The sequence below is a fragment of the Nguyenibacter vanlangensis genome (assembly GCF_038719015.1).
GTDB lineage: Bacteria > Pseudomonadota > Alphaproteobacteria > Acetobacterales > Acetobacteraceae > Gluconacetobacter > Gluconacetobacter vanlangensis.
Map to the genome: position 1 here is coordinate 1,470,614 of NZ_CP152276.1, position 19,996 is coordinate 1,490,609.

Here is a 19,996-nt window from a genome sequence, read left to right on the forward strand (position 1 = left end):
CCATCATGTCAGGCCGCCGTTTCGGCCAGCATGGACAGCAGCAGCGCCGAGGACGCGGCGCCCGGATCCATGTGGCCGGCCGAGCGTTCGCCCAGATAGCTGGCCCGCCCCTTGCGGGCGACCATCGGGATCGTCGCGTCCGCGCCCTTGCGCGCGGCATCGGCGGCCCTGGCCAGGGCCTTGCGCACGCTGTCGGTCCCCGACAGGGCCGCCGCCGCCGGGATCAGGGCATCCAGCATGGTCTTGTCGCCGGCCGCCGCCTTGCCGCGCGCTGCGACACCCGCCACGCCGGCGGACAGCAGCGCATGCCAGGCGGCCGCATCCAGCACCGGGACGCCCCTGGCCGCCTTGCCCATGTCCAGGAACAGCGTGCCGTAGAGCGGCCCCGAGGCGCCGCCGACCGAGCCGATCAGGGTCATGCCGACCAGCCGGAACAGCGAGGCCGCGTCGGCCGGCGGGTCGCGCAGCTTCTCGGCGACGGCGCGGAAGCCACGCGCCATGTTCGCCCCATGATCGCCGTCGCCGATCGCCGCGTCCAGTGCCGAGAGCACGTCGCGCCGTTCCTCGATGGCCTGCGCCGCGCGGCGCAGCCAGTCGCACAAAAAGGCGACGTCATCCGCCTGCTGCGCCTGCATCGGATCACGCCCCCCAGCGCAGTGCCGGCGTCAGGCAGGGCGCGTCCCAATGGCGCAGCATGTCCTCGGTCAGGCGCAGCAGGGTGATCGACGTGCCGGCCATCTCCAGGCTGGTGATGTACGAGCCGACCAGCGAGCGGACGATCTGCAGCCCGTGCGCGGCGGCGATGCGGTGCGCGGCGCGATAGACGATATAGAGTTCGATCAGCGGCGTGCCGCCCAGCCCGTTGACGAACAGCAGGACCGGGTCGTTGCGGCGGAACGGCAGGTCGGCGAGAATGGGCGCCATCAGCATCTCGGCGATGCGGTCGGCGCTTTCCAGCGGGATGCGCCTGCGGCCGGGCTCGCCATGGATGCCGATGCCGAATTCGATCTCGTTCCCGGCCAGCTCGAAGCTGGGCCGCCCGGATTGCGGCACGGTGCAGGGCGTCAGCGCGGCGCCCATCGAGCGGACATTGGCGTTGACCTCGCGGCACAGGCGGACCAGCGACGGCAGGTCGGCGCCGGCCTCGGCCGCGCCGCCGCAGATCTTCTCGGCCAGCACCGTGCCGCCGACGCCACGCCGCCCGGCGGTATAAAGAGAGTCCGTGACCGCCACATCGTCGTCGATGAGGACGGATTCGACCGGAATCCCGTCCTCTTTCGCCAGTTCGGCCGCCATTTCGAAATTCATGACGTCGCCGGTATAGTTCTTGACGATATGCAGCGCGCCCAGCGGGCCGGTCACCGCCCGGGTCGCCGCCAGGATCTGGTCCGGGGTCGGGCTGGTGAACACCGCGCCGGGACAGGCCGCGTCCAGCATGCCCAGCCCGACAAAGCCGCCATGCATCGGTTCATGCCCCGAGCCGCCGCCCGAGACCAGCGCCGTCTTGCCCGGCACCGGCGCATCGGCCCGGATGATGAAGTCGGGGTCCAGATTCACCTTCAGCAGATCCGGATAGGCCGCCGCCATGCCCTGGAGGGCCTCGGTCACCACCTGTTCGGGGGCATTGATCAGCTTCTTCATGCCGGTTCTCCGAAGCGCCGTCTCCGGCCTTCAGCGCTTCTTCTTCGGGGCCCCTTCTTCAGGGCTTCGTTCGGCGGCCCCGTTTTTCGCGGGCTCGGGCGCCCATATTGGTAAACCATGCGACCGCGCCCGGGTTTCCGCCGATTACGACACGGTGAGCGGGGCCGGCTGCCGATCGAGAGCGTTGTCGCGCAGGAAGGCCTGCAGGCGCGGCGCCATGAAGTCCAGAAACAGCCTGATGCGATAGGGCATGTGCGGGCCGCCCAGCGACAGGGCATGGATGTCCTCGGTCTCGCCCTGTCCGGCGTCGGCCAGGATTTCGACCAGGCGGCCGGCGCGGATATCGGCGCAGACATCAAAATCGGCCAGCCGCGCCAGGCCGACTCCGGCCAGCGCCATGCGATGCACGCTGGGGCCGTTATTGGCCAGCAGCGTGCCGCCGACGCTGCGGTCCACGATCCGCCCGTCCTGGCGCAGCGGCCAGACCGGCGCCGCGCGGCGGAAATTGAAGCCCAGGCAATTATGCCCGTCGAGATCGGCGACCGTCCGGGGCGTGCCGTGCCGGGCCAGGTAGAGGGGCGAGGCGACGATCACGCGCCGGGCGCTGCCCAGCCGGCGCGCCACCAGGCCGGAATCCGCCAGCGGACCGACGCGGAACGCGATGTCCGTGCGGTCCAGGTACAGGTCCGCGATGTCGTCGGACAGCGAGAGGTCGATGACGATGTTGGGGTAGGCCTGCCAGAACGCGGGCAGCAGGGGCTCGATCCCGAGCGTGCCGAACGCCACCGAGGCGTTGATCCGCACCGTCCCGCCCGCATGGCGCGCGCCCTGGGCCAGTTCGCCCTCGATCGCGTCCAGTTCGGCCAGCAGGGTGGCGCTGCGTTCGTAATAGAGCCGTCCCTCGTCGGTCAGGGACAGGCGCCGGGTCGAGCGTTCGACCAGGCGCACGCCCAGCCGTGCCTCGATCCGCGCGACCAGCTTGCTGATCGTCGACGGCGTCATGCGCATCTGCCGCGCCGCCTCGGAAAAGCTGCCGGCGGCGACCACGCGGGCGAATGCCATCATCTCGCCGGCTCGATTATCCATGCCCGTTATCCATGCCCATCCCTTCTATATCCGTCCCTTCTGTGAAATCCGATCACAGATCATGTGCGACACGGACGGATTATCAAGGGGCCGCCCGCCGGACAGAGTGGCGGAAGAGCGATCCCAAGCAGGAGAACACCATGAAGATTTTCGTGACCGGTGCCAGCGGCTATATCGGCGGTTCGGTGGCGGCCGTGCTGGCCGGCCGGGGCCATGAGGTGCGCGGCCTGGTCCGCGCCCCGGCCAAGGCGGATGCCGTGCGGGCCCACGGGATCATCCCGGTGATCGGCACGCTGGACGACGCGGCGCTGCTGACGGCCGAGGCGCGGGCCGCCGATGCCGTCATCAATGCCGCCGACAGCGACCACCAGGGCGCGGTCGAGGCCCTGCTGGCCGGTTCGGGCGGCGGCAAGCCCTTCATCCATACCAGCGGGACCAGCCTGGTGGGCGACGAGGCGATGGGCGAGCCGTCCGACAGGATCTTTACCGAGGACACGCCGGTCACGCCCGAGCCCGACAAGGAACACCGGGTGGCGCTGAACAGGCTGATCCTGGATGCGGCGCCCGAAATCCGCACGATCGTGCTGTGCAACAGCCTGATCTACGGCAACACGCTGGGCGCGCCGGCGCAAAGCGTGCAGATTCCGCCGCTGGTGGCCCAGGCGCGGGAAAGCGGCATTCCGCGCTATATCGGGCGGGGCCTGAATATCTGGTCGAACGTGCATATCGCCGACATGACGGACCTGTACCTGCTGGCGCTGGAAAAGGCGCCGGCCGGCAGTTTCTATTATGTCGAGAACGGCGAGGAATCCTTCGGCGCGCTGGTGGGGGCCATCGGCCGGGCGCTGGGGCTGGGGCCGGCGCAATCCTGGCCGGCGGCGGATGCCGTCGCCCGGTGGGGGCGCGAACTGGCGGTGTTCGCGCTGGGGTCGAACAGCCGCGTGCGCGCCGGCAAGGCGCGACGCGACCTGGGCTGGGCGCCGACGCGCGGCTCCGTCATCGACTGGGTGGAACGGGACATGAAACGGGACATGGAACGCGGCTGACGCGCTTGTGACACAGGGCGGCGGCAGCGCGGCTGCCGCCGCCTGTCGTTTCCGGCCCGATATGGGGGGCCGATATGGGGGGCCGATATGGGGGAAGATGTGGGGCAAGACGTGGCGGAATAAGTGCGATTACAGCATCATCCCGTCCATTGACCGGCCTTTCCCCGCATGGCATGGCCGAATCATGCATGCTATTCTTTCCGTTCTTCTGCCGATCTTCGGCCTGATCCTGATCGGCTTCGTCGCGGCGCGGCAGAACTGGCTGGGCCAGGGGGCGACGGACATCCTGAACCGGTTCGTGATCCGGCTGGCGCTGCCGGCCGAATTGTTCCTCAGCACGGCGCAGGTCACGCGGGCGCAGATCGACCATCCGGGCTTTGCCGTCGCCTTCACGCTGGCGACGCTGGCGACCTTCGCCCTGGGCTGGATGTTCGACTGGTTTCGCCCGGCCGACCGCATGCACCGGCTGTCCGGCGCGGCGATCGAGGGGCTGACGGCGGGCTATGCCAATACCGCCTTCATGGGGCTGCCGCTGTGCCTGGGCCTGTTCGGGCCGTCCGCCCTGCCCGCGGTGGTGATTGCGACCCTGGTGACGGTCTGCGGCCTGTTCGCCGTCGCCATCGCGCTGGTCGAGCTGGAGGAACTGGCCGGGCGCAGCACGCTGCAATTGCTGGCGCGGGTGGGCCTGGCGCTGCTGCGCAACCCGCTGGTGTTCTCGCCGCTGGCCGGGGCGGCGGTCAATCTGTCCGGCCTGGGCCTGCCGGCGGCAGCGCAACAACTGGCCAGCCTGCTTGGGGCGGCGACCAGCCCGTGCGCGCTGGTCACGATCGGGCTCTTCCTGGCGGAGACCAGCGGAAGAAGCGCGCCCCTCGGCGCGGTGGCGCGGGTGGTCGGGCTGAAGATGCTGGTCCAGCCCGCGCTGACGGCGCTGCTGGTGTTCGGCGTGTTTCGCATCGACCCGGCCTGGGCGAACCAGGCCCTGGTCCTCAGCGCCCTGCCCACCGGCACCGGCCCCTTCATGCTCGCCCGCCTGTACCAGCGCGAAGCCGACGTCGCCAGCCGCGCCATCCTGACCTCGACGTTGCTTTCGGTGGTTTCGATTTCGGCGATCATGGCATGGATCGCGGCGCATTGAGGGCGACGGCCTAAGGATCGCTTGCGCAGAAGAAACCGGCTTCGTACCATGCCGCCATGATCCATTCTCCGACGATCATGTGGTTCCGGGAGGATTTCCGCATCTCGGACAATTTGGCGCTTCATGAAGCGGAAAGGCGCGGCCAGCCGGTTTTATGCATCGCTGTTCTTGACGACGACCGCCTGCCCGGCGCTGCGGCGCGATGGTGGCTGCACGGCGCGATCCGGTCGCTTGACGAAAGCCTCCATAAAAAAGGAGGCGCGCTTCACGTGTTTCGCGGTCCGACCCTGAAAGTCCTTGCGGCCATCGTCCAGGCGACGGGTGCCGGCGCCGTGTTCTGGAATCGCCGCTACGATCCCCAAGGGCGAAAGACGGACACCGCCGTGGAGACCATGCTGAACGCAAAGGGAATCACGGTCCGGAGCTTTTCCGGGGCACTTTTGCATGAACCTTGGACCGTCCGCACACGTTCCTGTCAGCCCTATAAAATCTTTACAGCATTCTGGCGCGCCGCCCGCGCGCTTCCTCCCGCGATTTTCCTTCATCCGGCGCCCGAAAAACTCGTCTTCGCGCGCCTTTCCCCAGCACTCGACCACCTGACCGTAAAGGACATGCGGTACGGATTGCGCCCCGCGCATCCGGACTGGGCGGCCGGGCTGCACGAAACATGGACACCTGGCGAAGAGAGTGCCCGGGACCGGCTCGCCGCCTTCCTGCAATACGACCTGGCACGCTATGCTGCCGAGCGGGATTTCCCTGCAAAGGACAGGACATCCCGGCTCTCGCCCTTTCTGAGGTTCGGCCATCTCAGCCCCGGCCGGATATGGGATGCGGCGATGCGCGGCGCTTATGCCGAAAAGTTTCTGACCGAGCTGGGATGGAGAGAGTTCGCATGGTCGGTCCTGTACTCCACGCCGGATATAGCGACGCGAAATTTACGGCCGGAATTCGACGCGATGCCGTGGCGCGACAGTCCCGGCGAATTGGCGGCATGGCAGCAAGGCCGGACAGGATATCCCCTGGTTGATGCCGGGATGCGTGAATTATGGCATACCGGCTGGATGCATAACCGGGTCCGGATGGTCGTCGCCTCCTTTCTGGTCAAGCACCTGCTTATCGACTGGCGAGAGGGAGAGCGATGGTTCGCGGACACGCTGGTCGATCACGACCCGGCCAGCAACCCGATGAACTGGCAGTGGAGTGCCGGAACGGGCGTGGACGCTGCGCCTTATTTCCGAATTATGAACCCGCTTCTCCAGTCCCGGACTTTCGATCCTGGCGGGGACTATATTCGCCGCTGGGTTCCCGAACTTGCCCATCTTCCTGCCGACGCCATCCATGCGCCCTGGATCTCCGGCCGCCCCGACAACTATCCTGCCCCCATCGTCGATCATCGCATGGCACGTGAACGTGCCCTTAAAGCCTGGAAGACGATTTGACATCGGATGCCACCGGACGATGACGGAGCCGTAGGCCCTTCCGGCCCACGGCCTCCGCTTAAACCCGATGCCAGCGCGGCAGACGACAGGACACCGTCCGCGCATGCTCCCGCACGGCTTTTGGCAATGCGACAGTCAGTTGCTGTTCGAGGGAGTCCACCGACAGGGCAAGAATGTCCGCCATATGCATGCGGTCCGTCGCGGGCAGCAATGTCCGTACTACCGCCACCGTCGTTGCGTCCGGGTGTGGCGATGTTCTCCAGCGGGCGACCCGGTCGTAAATCCCGTGGTCAGCAGCCCGACGCATCAAGGCTGCATATCCCCGATCCTGCTCGCCATCGCCCAGATAGTCGGCCAGCAGAACAGACAGGTCAGCGTTGATCTGAAATGCCGGGGGCATCGTGCTCCCGTTCTGGGTATAGGCATGAAGGGTCACGACACACTCCTCAGACCGGCTCGTGAGAAGAGACCGCGCCTTGCGATCTCGCCGCGCTGCGGTTCAATGGTGCATGCAGTGCACGCGGTGCTGCGCGGGATAGCCGCGACGTCGCGACCGCGCTGTCATCCGGCCTCTGCCGGGCGTCGTCCGAAGCCAGAGCCTGCGCGTCCAGGGGACTGACGGTCAGACCGGAAATGGTGGTGGCGACGTCCACATGCGCGGCACCGAACAGATGCATCAGAGCGTTCCGGGCCGTGTAGACCCCCTTCACCGCCACCGCATTCCGCCCTGCCAGCAAGGAAGGGTCGACCAGGACCGGACACCCGGTCTGCCGGGCCAATGTCTGAACGGCCCGCGGTAACGACATGGACGCGATGTCGATGGGCTGAGTCTCCACCTCGCACGAGAGTGCATCATGCAGAGACTGAGCATGTGCCGGCGCAACGGTTCCGAACAGCAGCATCAGGACGAGGCTGGTCGCGAAGCGTGATCCTTTCTCTTCGCTGAGACGCCGGGCCTGCTTGCATACCAGTTCATTCCGGCCTGCGTTTTCACCTTGATACAGCCGTATTGACCGCATCACCCCCGATGACCGGTGCGTAGAGGAACGACGACGCCAATATTGTTGAAACGCCGTCAGGTTGAGAAAATGGATAAGGCTCGACATCTCCTTGCTCTCGCTGTTTCGATACATGGCGCTCAAACGCGGGGTCTCTCAGTGAAAGACCCCGCAACCGAAGGCCGCCGCCTCGTTCCACCATGCGTCCCGACCAGGACGACAAGTCCGGTCGAGAGGGACGCTTCCGATCCGGGACGCGCTCCGTGCCTTATGCTGCCACCGGCACCGGCGGTGCCGCTTTTGCATGCAAAGGCAGACGGAATGCGAGATCCGAGGCCAGAGGGTCACATCCGGCAGGCACGACCGCTCCGGTCTCGATCAGGCGTTCCAGCGTGGCGCGGAGTCTGATCCCGGGTATGCCCGTATGCGCCGCCAGGGACGTCAGGGTAACGCCTCTTCCGTCATGGCCGAGGCGCCGAAGCACCAGGAGGATACGCTCTGCCAGCGGGTCGTCGCCAAAGAAAGGACGCGTTACCATGACGCGCCTCCTTCCAGTCGATTGCGCCATCTCCGGGCGGTCATACGCAGGGAGCGGCGATAGCGAAAATAGAGTCCTTTCAGCTTCGACATCCACATCCTCCAATCAAAGCAACATGGATCCCAGTTTTCCGATCACACAACCGATGCCAGACCCGGTGGCGTCTGGCGGAGAGAAGATTGGAAGAGATTTTTGCGTCGTCAAGAGGGCACGAGGTGTAGATTTCTCCCTATGCATCGATTCGTCTTGGCTGGAGACGGGGAGATGAATTTTCCTCAAAAATTTACAATTATATTTCTGATTTTTTTTGAATATTTATTTATGATAGAACAATAATTACTGAAATATTTCTACAAATTCGATATCTTATCCTCTACGCTGCTACGGCGACCCGACAGTGCCGGGCCGCGCAGACTGCCCACGAATTCTTGCGCCGTGTCGATCAGCCCGGCTCGGCCCGGACGCACCTTCGGCGATCATGGCGTGGATCGCGGGGAGGTTGGGGACGTGTCGGGGATGCCGGCAAGGATTGATGTCCGGCATGGACGAGGCGTGAGCCGCCCTCTTGCTGTTCAGCGTTCAAGAGCGGTGCTTGCCAGATCGACGATCTGACGTTGGACCAGCGGAGTGAGGCCATCTTCCAGAAACCAAACCGCAGAAAGGGCGCTCCAGGCGCGTATCCAACGCAGCAGCCGAATGGGATCAAGGCCTGCCAGAGTAGAAACAAGTTGAACCCTGCACACAAAATGCGATGAGGCAGTAACGTGGCGACCATCTGGCTCAGCGAGATCAGGATTCAGAAAGAGAGCCGCAAAGTCAGCCGCTCGTTCACCGCGGAGCCCTTTCGGATCAATCGCCAACCACCCTTTCGGTCCAAAATCAAGAATATTCCCGTGATGTAAATCACCATGCAAAATAGTGTGGTCAGCTTGCTCAGCAAGAAGATTCCGGGCCTCATGCGCACAGTCTGTTAGCCAGGTTTCAGCCGTAGCATCAAAGCGGAGTAAATCGTCAAACCAGTCTTCCAAGGGAAGTATATCCGGCGTACATGGCGCCTTGTGTGAATGCAGTTGTGCTGCCACTACACAAATTACTCGTGTTGCGTCGTCATCATCGCCGGCCAGAGATAGTTGAGCAAGCGAGCCTGGCCCCATAGCGCGTTCCAGCAATATCGCATTTCGATCGTGATTGATGACGGGCGCAGCACCACTACCATCCCACCAGGCCATAAGTGCGTTGCCTCTGCATTCATCTGTGTCGGCTGAGATTTTCAAGATAGCCTGTGTTCCGGCGTGAACAACCGGAAACAGATATGAGGTCGCCGTCACCGCCGGTCTCCCATCTTCTGTCAAACCCCACTCGGACAAATAACGGGCGGTTTTGACGGCGACGTCTTCGGGAATTTTCGTCATTTTTCGCAGGACTGCTCCTTGCGTTCATGTCTGCTACCGGGACTGGAATCGGATATGGCTATCGGCCGCCATGAGGCGATAATCGTCACACATCGAACACGCGCACAGCTTTTGAAGGGTTCTCGCGATAATGAGACAGCCTGGTCTCAAGAGACCCCATGTGAATCTCAAGTTTATGTCCGTCCGGATCGAGGAAATATATCGAGTCTCCCTCGCTTTTATTGTCCTTCCAGATGATGGATTCAATCATGAGCCGTTCGCTTATAAGAGCGTATTCCGCCTCGGAAACGGTAAAGGCGATATGGGTATAATCCTGGCGCGGGGATGATGGAACATTATCGTCACGGGATAAACAAAGCCAGATCGACCCAGCTTCAAGATACGCGCCATCGGCCCAGAGGGCTCGTACCGTGCAACCAAGAACGTCGCGATAGAAGGTCAGAGACCGCTCCACTTCAGCCACCGCTAGGGTGATATGGCTCAACCCGGTTATGCCCATCGCCGACCTCGCTATCGTCTTGATGTCCGCTCTTGCTCGTCGTTTTCTTTCAAGAAACCATAAACTCGTCTCAAGTGAGGGCATATGCCGGCATGGAACCCGGGCGCATCCCGCCCATGCCGGCGACCCCGCTACTGCCCGTAGCGCACGACGCCCAGATCCTCGTGCGGGATCTCGGGCATGCGGCCGGAGAGCAGGTCGGCCAGGACCCGGGCCGAGCCGCAGGCCATGGTCCAGCCCAGGGTACCGTGGCCGGTATTGAGGAACAAATTGTCGATGCCGGTGCGGCCGATGATCGGGGTGCCGTCGGGGGTCATGGGGCGCAGGCCGGTCCAGAAGGTGGCGCCGGCGATGTCGCCGCCGCCGGGAAACAAATCGGTGACCGAGTGGGCCAGGGTGGCGCGGCGCGGCGCGCGCAGGCTGGTGCTGAAGCCCGCCAGTTCGGCGGTGCCGCCGATGCGGATCCGCTGGCCGAGGCGGGTGATGGCGATCTTGAAGGTTTCGTCCATGATGGTCGAGACCGGGGCGCGGGCCTCGTTCACGATCCTGGCCGTCAGCGAATAGCCCTTGACCGGATAGATCGGCAGGTCGATCCCCAGCTTGCGCACCAGCGCGGGCGAGTAGCTGCCCAGCGCCAGCACATAGGCGTCGGCCGTGAGCGTGCCGCGATCGGTGACGACGCCCGAAATCCGGCCGCCCTCCTCGCGCAGTGCCCGGATGGTGGTGCCGTAGCGGAAATCGACCCCGGCCTGCGCCGCCATCGCCGCCAGGCGCTGGGTGAACAGGAAGGCGTCGCCCGTCTCGTCCCCCGGCAGGCGCAGGCCGCCCACGAATTTATGCGCCGTGTCGACCAGCCCGGGCTCGGCCCGGACGCAGCCCGCCGCGTCCAGGACCTCGTACGGCACGCCGTATCGTTGCAGCACCCGAATGTCGCCGGCCGCGGCGTCGAGCTGCTTTTGCGTGCGGAAGATCTGCAGCGTGCCCTGTTGCCGGTCGTCATAGGTGATGCCGGTATCGGCCCGCAGGTCGCGCATGACGTCGCGCGAATATTCCGCCAGCCGCACCATCCGGCCCTTGTTGCGGGCATAGGCGGCGGTCGTGCAATTTTCCAGCATCTGTACCAGCCAGGTCCACAGATGCGGGTCCGGCATCGGCCAGAAGACGAAGGGCCGATAGGACATCATCAGCCATTTCAGGGCCTTCAGCGGCACGCCCGGCCCGGCCCACGGCGCGGAATAGCCCGGCGAGACCTGGCCGGCATTGGCGAAGCTGGTTTCCATCCCGGCTTCGGGCTGGCGGTCGATGACCGTGACCTCATGCCCCGCCTGGGCCAGGTACCAGGCGGAGGTGACGCCGACCACGCCGCTGCCGAGAACGATGATTTTCATGCGTGACGATGCTTTCGGAAAGGAAGGGAGCCGAAGGGCGTTCAGGCCGCGATATAGTCGCGATGATAGCGATGGCCCAGCGCGGTGAGGATTTCGTACCCGATCGTGCCGGCGGCTTCGGCCACCGCATCGACGCCACGGCGCGGGCCGATCAGATCGACCGTCATGTCCGGCGACAGGCGGGAATCCGGCACGTCCGAGATGTCGAGGGCAAGCGAATCCATCGAAATGCGTCCGACCACCGGCAGGCGGATATCATCCAGCCACGCGCAGCCCCGCGACGCGCCCTGGCGCGCGAAGCCGTCGGCATAGCCGGTGGCGATGGTGGCGATCCGGCGTGGCGCGGCCGCACGATAGGTCAGCCCGTAGCCGACGCCGTCGCCCGGCGCGATGTCGCGGATCTGCATCACATGGGCGCGCAGCCGCACGACCGGATGCAGCGGGTTGGGCGCGGCGGCGGTGGGGGCCACGCCGTACAGCGCCGCCCCCGGGCGCACCAGGTCGAAATGATATCCCTCTCCCAGGAAGATCCCCGACGAGGCGGCGAGGCTGAGCGGCGCCCGGGGCAGCATGGAGGCCAGATGGCGAAACTGCGCGCGCTGCGCGGCGCTGGCCGGATTGGCCGGGTCGTCCGCGCAGGCCAGGTGGCTGATGACCAGGTCCGTGTCGATGCCGGCGAGCAGCGACCGGTCGGCGGCGATGGCGCGCACGTCGTGCGGCGACAGGCCGAAGCGCGACATGCCGCTATCGACCTGCAACGCGGCCGCGAGCCGCCGTCCATGGCGGCCGGCGGCCTGCCGCCATGAGGCCAGTTGTTCCATGCTGTTCAGGACCGGACGCAGATCGTGCCGGACGCAATCATCCACCGCACCCGGGCGCGGGCCGTGCAGGATGGTGATCCGCACATCCGGCGAGACATACCGGCGCAGGGCGATGCCTTCATCGACATGGGCGACGAAGAAATCCCGCGCGCCGGCCGCCTCCAGCACCGGCGCCACCCGGGCGGCCCCCAGCCCATAGGCATCGGCCTTGACCACCGGGGCGCACACCGCCCCCGCCGCCCGTTCGCCGAGCAGCCGATAATTGGCGGCGATCGCCGCAAGGTCGATCGTCAGCGTGGCCCCGGCCCGATCGGCCGGCCAGGCACCTGGAGCAAGGGACATCGTCATGAGGCAGGAGCTTATACCGGATCGTAATGAAATATCCTGCCGATTGTTGGCATTATTCGTCGAAATATGACACATTAACGCATTATTCTACGAAATTTGGCGGAAAATTTCATCATGATCGTCGATCGCGTCACCGAAGCCATCCTGCGCCTGCTGCAGCATGACGGGCGAATCAGCAACGCCGACCTCGCCCAGCGGGTCGGGCTGTCGCCCTCGGCATGCCTGCGGCGGGTCAGGATGCTGGAGGAACAGGGGGTCATTCGTGGCTATCGCGCGATCATCGACGAGCGGTCGGCCCACAGCATGACCACCGTGATCGTGCAGATCACGCTGGAACGGCTGACCGATGACGCGCTGCGCCGGTTCGAGGCCCGGGTGCGGGATTGCGCGGATGTGCGCGAGTGCTACCTGATGACCGGGGACGCGGATTACCTGGTGCGGGTCGAGGCCCGCGACCTGGCCGATTATGAGCGGATCCACAAGGAAGAACTGTCGCGCCTGCCGGGGGTGGTGCGGATCCAGAGCAATTTCGCCATCCGGCCGGTGGTGCAGCGGTGAAGATAGCCTAGTGTCCTGATTCCGAAATTCGCAAGCGAATTTCGGAATCGAAAGGACACTAGAATCAATATTTTAGTGGCCTGCTGGTCCGAGAAATTCTCATAAGAATTTCTCGGGCAGGACACTAGAGCATTTCCACTGAACACCGGTTCAGCGGAAATGCTCTATGTTGTTATTTTATCGAGCATCTTCACCCGTTCAAACGATTCCGTTTGAACGGGATCTGCCCTAACAATCGTCGGGGCCGCGCAGCACCCAGGCGCCACGCCGGCGCAGCACCAGCCGGTAATAGAGCGCCGAGGCCACGCAGATCGCGCCGGTGGCGGCCAGGCTGGGCCGGCCGATCACCGGGTCGAGCCAGTTGGTATAGACGATGGACAGCATGGCCAGCAGCGCGACGGCCGGCAGGAGGGGAAAGAGCGGCATCCGGTAATGGCCGTGGTCCGTGGTGCCGTTATGGCGGCCCATGATGACCGCGACGCAGAGCAGTCCGGCGATCAGGACGAGGGTGGAACTGGTGATGACCAGCAGCGCGGTCTCGGGCACCAGGCAGGCCAGGCCCGCGATGACCCCGCAGACCAGGGTCGCCACCCAGGGCGAATGGAACCTGCGGTGGGTGCGCGTCAGCGCGCCGGACAGGCCGGCGGGCCAGATGCGGTCGCGCCCGGTGCTGTAGGCGATGCGTGCCGCCAGCAGCATCATTGCGATCAGCGCGTTGAAGATGGCCAGCGCGATGCCCAGGCTGACCATCGTGGCCAGGATCGGCCCGCCGCGCGCCGCGATGAAATCGCCCAGCATGTTGCGCGCGCCCAGCAGCGCCCGCAGGTCTGGCGCCCCCATCAGGATGGCGATCACCGGAACCAGTTCCGACGCGATGGCGATGGCGAAGGCCCACATCACGGCCCGGGCGATATGGCGCCCGGCATCGTGGGTTTCCTCGCCGAAATATACGGCCGCGCCATAGCCGTTATAGGCGAAGAGAGCGACCGAGGTCGCCATGCCGATCATGGCGGGCGAGGCCGGCACCAGGCCGGTGCCGCCCGGCATCGCCGGGTGCAGCAGCAGGCCGGTGAGCGGCCGGGCGACATGCAGGAAACCCAGCGCGACCAGGACCAGCAGGGCAAGGATTTCAACGACCAGGAACAGGCCGGTGAGCACCGCGTTGGTCCGGATATTGAGGATACCGACCAGGGTGACGATTGCGATGGTGACCAGGGCGGTGGGCACCGGCGGCAGGCCGGGCAGCAGCACGCCAAGATACGTGGACAGGCCCAGCGCCATCACCGCCGGGATCAGGCAATTGCCGATCAGGCTGGCCCCCATGACCAGGAAACCCCAGAACGGCCCGACGACCCGGCCGACGATGGCGTATTCCCCGCCGCTGAGCGGATAGGCGGAGGCCAGTTCGGCGAAGACGAAAGCCAGGCACCAGGCGATGGCCGCCCCCGCCGCCATGCTGAGCAGCGCCCCCGACCCGGCCGTGGCCAGGACGCCCGGCACGATGATGAATACCGACGAGGCCGGCGAGATCGCGGACAGGGCGATCAGCAGCGCCCCCGGCAGGCGCATGCTGCGGCGCAGGCCGCCGGGTGCCGGGTGTCCGGGGGCCGAGTGTCCGGGGGCCGGATGACCGGCGGGTACGGCCTGCGGCGACCCGGTATCGAAGGGCGGGCGATCCAGCGTCTCGGCGTCCGGCATCAAGCATGCTCCTTGCGCGTATCGTGCCTGTTCGTCTTTCGTCTTCGTCTTTCGTCCGGCGGGTCCTACCGGGCACCCGGAACCAGCGCCCGCAGGCGCGCGGGGTCGATGGCGTGTACGACGCGGCCGGCCTTGCCGGTCATGGTCTCGGCCCCCAGCATGGCGTTGAGGATGGCTTCGTCCACCGCTTCGACCGTCGCCAGGAACAGGGCGTCCATGTCGTCATTGCTGACGGCCTCGAGACGCAGGCGCGGCGGCTCGGGCAGTGCGCCCTGGTCGTTGGCGGTGGAGAAGGCCAGGAAGATATCGCCCGAATTGTTGCCCGAGGGCGTGCCCCCGCGCCCCATGCCGATCGCGATGCGCCGGGCGATGCGCTGCAACTGCACGGGCAGCAGGGGGGCGTCGGTCGCGACGATGGCGATGAGCGAACCGCGCTCGGAGGGAAACAGCGTGTGTTCCGGCATGGCGGGACCGACCGGCGCCCCGCAGACGGTCAGCCAGGGGCGGCGGCCGTGATTGGCCTGCACCAGCGCGCCCAGCGTGTAGGTGCCGATCCGCGTCGACACCAGGCGCGACGCGGTGCCGCTGCCGCCCTTGAATTCATAGGCGATCATGCCGGTGCCGCCGCCGACATTGCCCTCGGCCACCGGGCCGCCGGAGGCGCCGTCGATCGCGGCCAGCACGTGGTCTTCGGTCACGTGCTGGCCGGCGATGTCGTTCAGCCAGCCGTCGAATGTCTCGCCCACCACCGGCAGCGGCCAGAAACTCTCGCCCACCATGTCGGGGAAGCGCCGCGCCAGCCAGCGCACGATGGCATGGTGCGCGATGCCCAGCGAACAGGTGTTGGTGACGGCGATCGGCCCGGTCAGGCAGCCGGCTTCGCGGATCCAGTGGCAGCCGGTCAATTCGCCATTGCCGTTCATGGAAAACGCGCCGGCCCAGACCGGGTGCAGCAGGTCGGGCTTCGGCCGGGGCAGCAGGACAGTCACGCCGGTGCGGATCGCCGCGCCGTTCGGCGCCTCGCCGATCAGGGTCGTGTGCCCGACCGTGACGCCGGGAATGTCGGTGATCGCGTTCAGCGGTCCGGGCGTGCCCGGCATCGGCAGGCCGAGCGCACGGGCGCGCGGGCGCCCGCCGGGCGTGGATTGTCGCCGCATACGATACTCCGCTTGTCCCAGCCCGCGCCGTGAGCCGGCGCGCATGGTGCGATCATGCCGGGATCGTTCCGATTCCGCCATCCCCCATGCGGGGCGCCGGTGCTATTCCACCAGCATGTCGGGCCGGAACAGGGCTGATTTGTCGATCACCCGCCCGGCCAGCATGAACACTCCCCTGCCCGTGTAATGCAGGGTTTCGGGGTGGGCCGGAACGGGCCGGACATGGGCCTTCACGACCTCGAAAATGAAGAAATTATAGCGCTCCACCAGGGCATCGTCATGGAGCACGCATTCGAAGCCGGCATGGCATTCGTCGATCAGCGGGGCGGCGACATGCGTGGCGGCTTTCGCGGTCAATCCGAAATGCGTGAACTTGTCGGCCGCCGCGCCGGATATGTTGCCGATCCCCACGACCTGATCGACCATTGATGCCGTCGGCAGGTTGATCACGCACTCCCGGCTCTGGCGGATCATCTCGAAACTCTGATTGCCGTTCCAGATCATGCAGCCGACCAGCGAAGGCGCGAATTCCAGGACCGTGTGCCAGCCCAGGGTCATGATGTTGCGCCGCCCCTGCCAGGACGACGAAACCAGCACGATCGGCCCCGGCTCCAGATAGCGGCGCACCTGCGCGACGGGGAAATCCTTGCGGGCCGTTTCCTGCCCGGCATGGGGCTTCGCCATGACGCCCTCCGTTCGGATCGGGCCGGCGGCGCGATGCACGCGGCCCGCAGGGGGACATAACCGCTGTCGCGAATCCCGGTTCGCCGCCACCGCCGCGCAGCCCGTTCAACCGATGGCGAGGACCAAGCCAACCGCCCGTGGAAACGTTTCCACAGGATGACGAGACGTGGGAGGAGAAGCCCGATGCCGATGACACTCGAAGGATCCTGCCAGTGCGGGGCGATCACGTTCTCGGTCCAGAGTCAGGCGCCGGTTCCCTATCAGCGCTGCTATTGCTCGATCTGCCGCAAGACGGCGGGTACGGGCGGCTATGCCGTCAACCTGTCCGGCATGGCCGCCACACTGCACGTGCATGATCCGGCCCACCAGAAGCGCATCGTCCATGCGGTGATGGGGCGCCGGGGCCGGCATGTCGAACATAGCAGCGCCGAGCGCCATTTCTGCGGGCGCTGCGGCACAGCGCTGTGGCTGTATGATGCCGAATGGCCGGACCTGGTCCATCCGGCGGCAGGAGCCATCGACACCGAACTGCCGGAACCGCCCGCGCGGGTGCATATCATGCTGGGGTCCAAGGCCGGCTGGGTACAGCCCGATATCCGGCCGGGCGACGGTGCCTTCGACGGATATCCCGAGCAGTCGCTGGAGGAATGGCACCGTGCGCATGGGCTGTGGCACGCATGACGGCCGCGTCGCCTCTGGCGGGATCACGGCCGATCAAGCGTCGCCTGTTCCAGGCCGGCCCGCAGGGCGTCGATTTCGTCCTTGAGCCGCATGAGCTGCTCCGGCGTCCGGCCCGTGGCCCGAAGGATACCGGCTGGAACCGACGCGGCACGGGCCTGCAAGGCCGCCCCCTGCTCGGTCAGCGTCACCCGCACCTGCCGCTCGTCGCGCGCATCGCGGGTCCGGCGCAGCAGGCGGGCGGCCTCCAGCCGCTTGAGCAGCGGCGTCAATGTACTGCTCTCCAGCGCCAGCTTCTCGCCGATCTGCCCCACCGGCAACCCGTCCTGCTGCCACAGCACCGTCATGACCAGATATTGCGGATAGGTCAGGCCGAGCGCATCCAGCAGTGGCTTGTAGACGCGATTGAACGCGTGGCTGGTGGCATAGAGCGAGAAGCACAGGAAATGATCCAGCGTCGGTGCGGCGGTCGGAATGGCGTCGGGCATGGCGGGCCTCCTTCGAACCGCGCAAGATAAATCGTGCGCGACCTTATCGACAGCGCACTGTCCGCATGGCAGCCATACGAATTATTATATAGCCAACGATCAAATCGTGCGCGATTTATTGGTCATCGAAGGCGGCGTCGATGGAACCGGCCACGGGCGCCGCGCCTTCGCCACCCATTGCAGGAAGGATCAAGACCATGTCCGTAAATGTCCTCTACCGTACCTCGGCCCGTGCTACCGGGGGTCGCGACGGCCGTTCCGCCACGCTGGACGGCGCGCTGGACGTCAAGCTGACCACGCCGAAGGAGCTGGGCGGTCCCGGCGGCGAAGGCAACAACCCCGAACAATTATTCGCCGCCGGCTATGCCGCGTGTTTCCTGGGCGCGATGAAGTTCGTGGCGTCGCAGGGCGGCAGCGCCAAGGTGCCGGCCGACACGACCGTGACGTCCACGGTCGGCATCGGGCCGCGCGCCGAAGGCGGGTTCGGGCTGGAGATCGCACTGGCCATCGCCCTGCCGGGCGTCGAGCGTGCCGCGGCCGAGGATCTGGTCGCCAAGGCGCATCAGGTCTGCCCCTATTCGAATGCCACGCGCGGCAATATCGACGTGAAGCTGTCCGTCGTCTGACCGTGCCCGATCGGCCGGCCATCGCATTGGCCGGCCGGTGTTCCCGCGCCTTCGGGATTCGGGCGCAGGTTCGGGGCCGGTCAGAGCAGAAAGGCCAGGGCCTGGGCGCAGGGGCGTGAGATTTTCAGCGTGAACAGGTCGTCGGCCCTTGACCGCCCGAGGGTCACGGCCGCCACTTGCTTACCGGTTTCCACTGCCCGCCGCACGAAGCGATAGCCGGACGGGACCATCAGCGACGACCCCACGACCAGCACCCCGTCGGCCCGTTCCAGGTGCGCCATCGCCCGGGCCTTACGCGCCCCGGGAATATCCTCGCCGAAAAAGACGATGTCGGGCTTGAGAAGGCCACCGCACTGCAGGCAGTCCGGCACCGCGAAGCCCGAAAAATCCTGCGCGTCGAGATCGGCATCGCCATCGGGCGCGCTGTCCGCATCGAACCGCGACCAGGCCGGGTTCAACTGCTCCAGCCGGTCCTGCATCTCCAGGCGGGTCGTCCGATGCCCGCAGACGGTGCAGCAGACCCGCGCGAGCCGGCCATGCAGTTCGATCACCCCCAAACTGCCGGCCGCCTGGTGCAGCCCGTCGACATTCTGGGTCACGACATGCTCGGTCCTGCCCATCGCCTCGAGCCGCGCGAGCGCGCGATGCGCGTCGTTCGGCCGGGCGCGCAGCAGATGCCGCCAGCCGACCAGGCTGCGCGCCCAATAACGCCGGCGAGCGGCATCGCTGCCCATGAAGGCCTGCCAGGTGATCGGACTGGCGCGTTTCCAATCGCCATTGAGATCGCGATAATCCTGGATTCCAGATGCCGTGCTGCATCCCGCTCCGGTCAGGACCAGAAGCCGCCGATGGCGATGCACGAAATGCCGCAGCGCGTCTTGCTGCTGCACATCCTTTCCTGCCGTCGTCGCATACCCCTGTCCGGTTCCCGCGCCCATCTCACCCCCTGTCCACCGTCCACGCGTTTCGGATGGGCTGGCTGGATCTTGTCAGAAATCCTCCCCTCCGTGCGGTCAAATCCGGCGGCGCGCCCCGCCCTTTTTCATGGTGCCGCGCCGCTTCCCGCCAATTCCTGTTCCCGGGCCGCACGACGATGTTTACACTGTCCGCATGAAGGATGATGTGGCGAAGCCCGCCGTCAGGCGCCAGACCTACCACCATGGCGACCTGCGCGCCGCTTTGATCGAGGCGGGGCTGCGCCTGCTGGCCGATCGCGCCGTGGATGCGCTTTCTCTGCGCGAGGTCGCGCGGGCCGTCGGCGTCAGCGCGACCGCCGTCTATCGTCACTTTCCCGACAAGGACGCCCTGCTGCGCACATTGGCCGGTGAAGGGCTGAACCGCCTGGCCCGGGCGCAGCGCGCGGCGTCCGACGCGGCGGGCGGCGGCAGCGCGGGCTTTGCCGCCACAGGACGCGCCTATGTCCGTTTCGCGCTGGCCAATCCCGCACTGTTCAGGCTGATTTTTGCCTCACCGTGCCAGGACGGAGTTGCCGGCGGAGCACCCGAGCCCGAAGCCCTGGCCCTGCTGCGGGCGAACGCCGCAGCATCCATCGGGAACGACCAGGACAGTGACGCGGCCCGGATCGCATCCATCCGAGCCTGGTCGCTGGTCCACGGCCTGGCCATGCTGATGCTCGATGGCCAGGTGCCGGTGGATGACGCGCTGATCGAGGCCGTCATCGATCGCGGGCCCCGCCCCATGCCATGACCGGCGTCGTACCATGACACGCGGGCATCCGGCAGGATCACGGACGCGC

Annotated in this window: 21 protein-coding genes; 7 read left to right on the forward strand and 14 right to left on the reverse strand. The window is 66.2% G+C overall.

All coding sequences use genetic code 11. The features are described 5' to 3' along the window. Window positions 1–8 precede the first annotated feature (8 nt). The 3 genes from dhaL to AAC691_RS06675 form a co-directional block, all read right to left on the reverse strand. A complete protein-coding gene (dhaL, locus tag AAC691_RS06665; RefSeq protein ID WP_342629423.1) occupies window positions 9–635 on the reverse strand; it encodes a dihydroxyacetone kinase subunit DhaL in 627 nt (208 codons plus the stop codon). A gap of 4 nt (window positions 636–639) precedes the next feature. After that, complete coding sequence (gene dhaK / locus AAC691_RS06670) at window positions 640–1,641, reverse strand: dihydroxyacetone kinase subunit DhaK (RefSeq protein ID WP_323991711.1); 1,002 nt, start codon at window positions 1,639–1,641, stop codon at window positions 640–642. Window positions 1,642–1,785: 144 nt separating this feature from the next. Then, entirely contained in the window at window positions 1,786–2,727 is a 942-nt protein-coding gene (locus tag AAC691_RS06675) for a LysR family transcriptional regulator (protein ID WP_342629424.1), read from the reverse strand. Window positions 2,728–2,867: 140 nt separating this feature from the next. Here AAC691_RS06675 and AAC691_RS06680 point away from each other — a divergent pair, with 140 nt between their 5' ends. The 3 genes from AAC691_RS06680 to AAC691_RS06690 all read left to right on the forward strand — a co-directional run bounded on the left by AAC691_RS06680 (window position 2,868) and on the right by AAC691_RS06690 (window position 6,347). Beyond that, window positions 2,868–3,773 carry an NAD-dependent epimerase/dehydratase family protein gene (locus AAC691_RS06680; RefSeq protein WP_342629425.1) on the forward strand — a complete coding sequence of 302 codons (906 nt, stop codon included), beginning with the start codon at window positions 2,868–2,870 and terminating at the stop codon, window positions 3,771–3,773. A gap of 184 nt (window positions 3,774–3,957) precedes the next feature. Continuing rightward, entirely contained in the window at window positions 3,958–4,908 is a 951-nt protein-coding gene (locus AAC691_RS06685) for an AEC family transporter (RefSeq protein WP_342629426.1), read from the forward strand. A gap of 77 nt (window positions 4,909–4,985) precedes the next feature. Next, a complete protein-coding gene (locus tag AAC691_RS06690; RefSeq protein ID WP_408906065.1) occupies window positions 4,986–6,347 on the forward strand; it encodes a cryptochrome/photolyase family protein in 1,362 nt (453 codons plus the stop codon). Between the two features lie 58 nt (window positions 6,348–6,405). On the opposite strand, the gene AAC691_RS06695 is transcribed toward AAC691_RS06690, so the two are convergent. The 6 genes from AAC691_RS06695 to alr all read right to left on the reverse strand — a co-directional run bounded on the left by AAC691_RS06695 (window position 6,406) and on the right by alr (window position 12,351). Next, entirely contained in the window at window positions 6,406–6,783 is a 378-nt protein-coding gene (locus AAC691_RS06695) for a hypothetical protein (protein WP_342629428.1), read from the reverse strand. Window positions 6,784–6,793: 10 nt separating this feature from the next. After that, on the reverse strand, window positions 6,794–7,453 hold the full coding sequence (locus AAC691_RS06700) for a hypothetical protein (RefSeq protein WP_342629429.1): 660 nt from the start codon (window positions 7,451–7,453) through the stop codon (window positions 6,794–6,796). A 1,002-nt stretch (window positions 7,454–8,455) separates the two neighbouring features. Further along, on the reverse strand, window positions 8,456–9,295 hold the full coding sequence (locus AAC691_RS06705) for an aminoglycoside phosphotransferase family protein (RefSeq protein WP_342629430.1): 840 nt from the start codon (window positions 9,293–9,295) through the stop codon (window positions 8,456–8,458). Between the two features lie 85 nt (window positions 9,296–9,380). After that, window positions 9,381–9,794, reverse strand: a complete 414-nt coding sequence (locus AAC691_RS06710) for a VOC family protein (protein ID WP_342629431.1) — start codon at window positions 9,792–9,794, stop codon at window positions 9,381–9,383. A 131-nt stretch (window positions 9,795–9,925) separates the two neighbouring features. Continuing rightward, window positions 9,926–11,182, reverse strand: a complete 1,257-nt coding sequence (locus AAC691_RS06715) for a D-amino acid dehydrogenase (RefSeq protein ID WP_323991719.1) — start codon at window positions 11,180–11,182, stop codon at window positions 9,926–9,928. 41 nt (window positions 11,183–11,223) lie between these two features. Next, entirely contained in the window at window positions 11,224–12,351 is a 1,128-nt protein-coding gene (gene alr / locus AAC691_RS06720; RefSeq protein WP_342629432.1) for an alanine racemase, read from the reverse strand. 114 nt (window positions 12,352–12,465) lie between these two features. Here alr and AAC691_RS06725 point away from each other — a divergent pair, with 114 nt between their 5' ends. Next, complete coding sequence (locus AAC691_RS06725) at window positions 12,466–12,909, forward strand: Lrp/AsnC family transcriptional regulator (protein WP_342629433.1); 444 nt, start codon at window positions 12,466–12,468, stop codon at window positions 12,907–12,909. Window positions 12,910–13,137: 228 nt separating this feature from the next. Here the strand turns inward: AAC691_RS06725 and AAC691_RS06730 are convergent, their stop codons facing one another. The 3 genes from AAC691_RS06730 to AAC691_RS06740 all read right to left on the reverse strand — a co-directional run bounded on the left by AAC691_RS06730 (window position 13,138) and on the right by AAC691_RS06740 (window position 16,448). Beyond that, window positions 13,138–14,607 (reverse strand): APC family permease, encoded by a 1,470-nt coding sequence (locus AAC691_RS06730; RefSeq protein ID WP_342629434.1) that lies wholly within the window; start codon window positions 14,605–14,607, stop codon window positions 13,138–13,140. 65 nt (window positions 14,608–14,672) lie between these two features. Next, on the reverse strand, window positions 14,673–15,764 hold the full coding sequence (locus AAC691_RS06735; protein ID WP_342629435.1) for a P1 family peptidase: 1,092 nt from the start codon (window positions 15,762–15,764) through the stop codon (window positions 14,673–14,675). A gap of 102 nt (window positions 15,765–15,866) precedes the next feature. Then, window positions 15,867–16,448: a flavin reductase family protein gene (locus AAC691_RS06740; protein ID WP_342629436.1), complete on the reverse strand. Its 582-nt coding sequence runs from the start codon at window positions 16,446–16,448 to the stop codon at window positions 15,867–15,869. Window positions 16,449–16,631: 183 nt separating this feature from the next. Between AAC691_RS06740 and AAC691_RS06745 the strand changes: the two genes are divergently transcribed. Next, window positions 16,632–17,129, forward strand: a complete 498-nt coding sequence (locus AAC691_RS06745) for a GFA family protein (protein ID WP_342629437.1) — start codon at window positions 16,632–16,634, stop codon at window positions 17,127–17,129. 23 nt (window positions 17,130–17,152) lie between these two features. Here the strand turns inward: AAC691_RS06745 and AAC691_RS06750 are convergent, their stop codons facing one another. Then, window positions 17,153–17,614, reverse strand: coding sequence for a MarR family transcriptional regulator (locus AAC691_RS06750; RefSeq protein ID WP_342629438.1), 462 nt, complete (start codon window positions 17,612–17,614; stop codon window positions 17,153–17,155). 197 nt (window positions 17,615–17,811) lie between these two features. On the opposite strand from AAC691_RS06750, the gene AAC691_RS06755 reads away from it, so the two are divergent. Next, entirely contained in the window at window positions 17,812–18,240 is a 429-nt protein-coding gene (locus AAC691_RS06755) for an organic hydroperoxide resistance protein (RefSeq protein ID WP_176640493.1), read from the forward strand. Between the two features lie 80 nt (window positions 18,241–18,320). Here the strand turns inward: AAC691_RS06755 and AAC691_RS06760 are convergent, their stop codons facing one another. After that, window positions 18,321–19,130, reverse strand: coding sequence for an NAD-dependent protein deacetylase (locus AAC691_RS06760; protein ID WP_342629439.1), 810 nt, complete (start codon window positions 19,128–19,130; stop codon window positions 18,321–18,323). A 232-nt stretch (window positions 19,131–19,362) separates the two neighbouring features. On the opposite strand from AAC691_RS06760, the gene AAC691_RS06765 reads away from it, so the two are divergent. Then, entirely contained in the window at window positions 19,363–19,947 is a 585-nt protein-coding gene (locus tag AAC691_RS06765) for a TetR/AcrR family transcriptional regulator (protein ID WP_342629440.1), read from the forward strand. Window positions 19,948–19,996: the final 49 nt, after the last annotated feature.

Coding starts and splice junctions, on each gene's coding strand:
- AAC691_RS06680 (WP_342629425.1), top strand. CDS start 2,868: ATGAAGATTTTCGTGACCGGTGCCAGCGGCTATATCGGCGGTTCGGTG.
- AAC691_RS06710 (WP_342629431.1), bottom strand. CDS start 9,794: ATGGGCATAACCGGGTTGAGCCATATCACCCTAGCGGTGGCTGAAGTG.
- dhaL (WP_342629423.1), bottom strand. CDS start 635: ATGCAGGCGCAGCAGGCGGATGACGTCGCCTTTTTGTGCGACTGGCTG.
- AAC691_RS06755 (WP_176640493.1), top strand. CDS start 17,812: ATGTCCGTAAATGTCCTCTACCGTACCTCGGCCCGTGCTACCGGGGGT.
- AAC691_RS06725 (WP_342629433.1), top strand. CDS start 12,466: ATGATCGTCGATCGCGTCACCGAAGCCATCCTGCGCCTGCTGCAGCAT.
- AAC691_RS06700 (WP_342629429.1), bottom strand. CDS start 7,453: ATGTCGAGCCTTATCCATTTTCTCAACCTGACGGCGTTTCAACAATAT.
- AAC691_RS06730 (WP_342629434.1), bottom strand. CDS start 14,607: ATGCCGGACGCCGAGACGCTGGATCGCCCGCCCTTCGATACCGGGTCG.
- AAC691_RS06750 (WP_342629438.1), bottom strand. CDS start 17,614: ATGCCCGACGCCATTCCGACCGCCGCACCGACGCTGGATCATTTCCTG.
- dhaK (WP_323991711.1), bottom strand. CDS start 1,641: ATGAAGAAGCTGATCAATGCCCCCGAACAGGTGGTGACCGAGGCCCTC.
- AAC691_RS06705 (WP_342629430.1), bottom strand. CDS start 9,295: ATGACGAAAATTCCCGAAGACGTCGCCGTCAAAACCGCCCGTTATTTG.
- AAC691_RS06715 (WP_323991719.1), bottom strand. CDS start 11,182: ATGAAAATCATCGTTCTCGGCAGCGGCGTGGTCGGCGTCACCTCCGCC.
- AAC691_RS06690 (WP_408906065.1), top strand. CDS start 4,986: ATGTGGTTCCGGGAGGATTTCCGCATCTCGGACAATTTGGCGCTTCAT.
- AAC691_RS06685 (WP_342629426.1), top strand. CDS start 3,958: ATGCATGCTATTCTTTCCGTTCTTCTGCCGATCTTCGGCCTGATCCTG.
- AAC691_RS06735 (WP_342629435.1), bottom strand. CDS start 15,764: ATGCGGCGACAATCCACGCCCGGCGGGCGCCCGCGCGCCCGTGCGCTC.
- AAC691_RS06745 (WP_342629437.1), top strand. CDS start 16,632: ATGCCGATGACACTCGAAGGATCCTGCCAGTGCGGGGCGATCACGTTC.
- AAC691_RS06675 (WP_342629424.1), bottom strand. CDS start 2,727: ATGGATAATCGAGCCGGCGAGATGATGGCATTCGCCCGCGTGGTCGCC.
- AAC691_RS06740 (WP_342629436.1), bottom strand. CDS start 16,448: ATGGCGAAGCCCCATGCCGGGCAGGAAACGGCCCGCAAGGATTTCCCC.
- alr (WP_342629432.1), bottom strand. CDS start 12,351: ATGACGATGTCCCTTGCTCCAGGTGCCTGGCCGGCCGATCGGGCCGGG.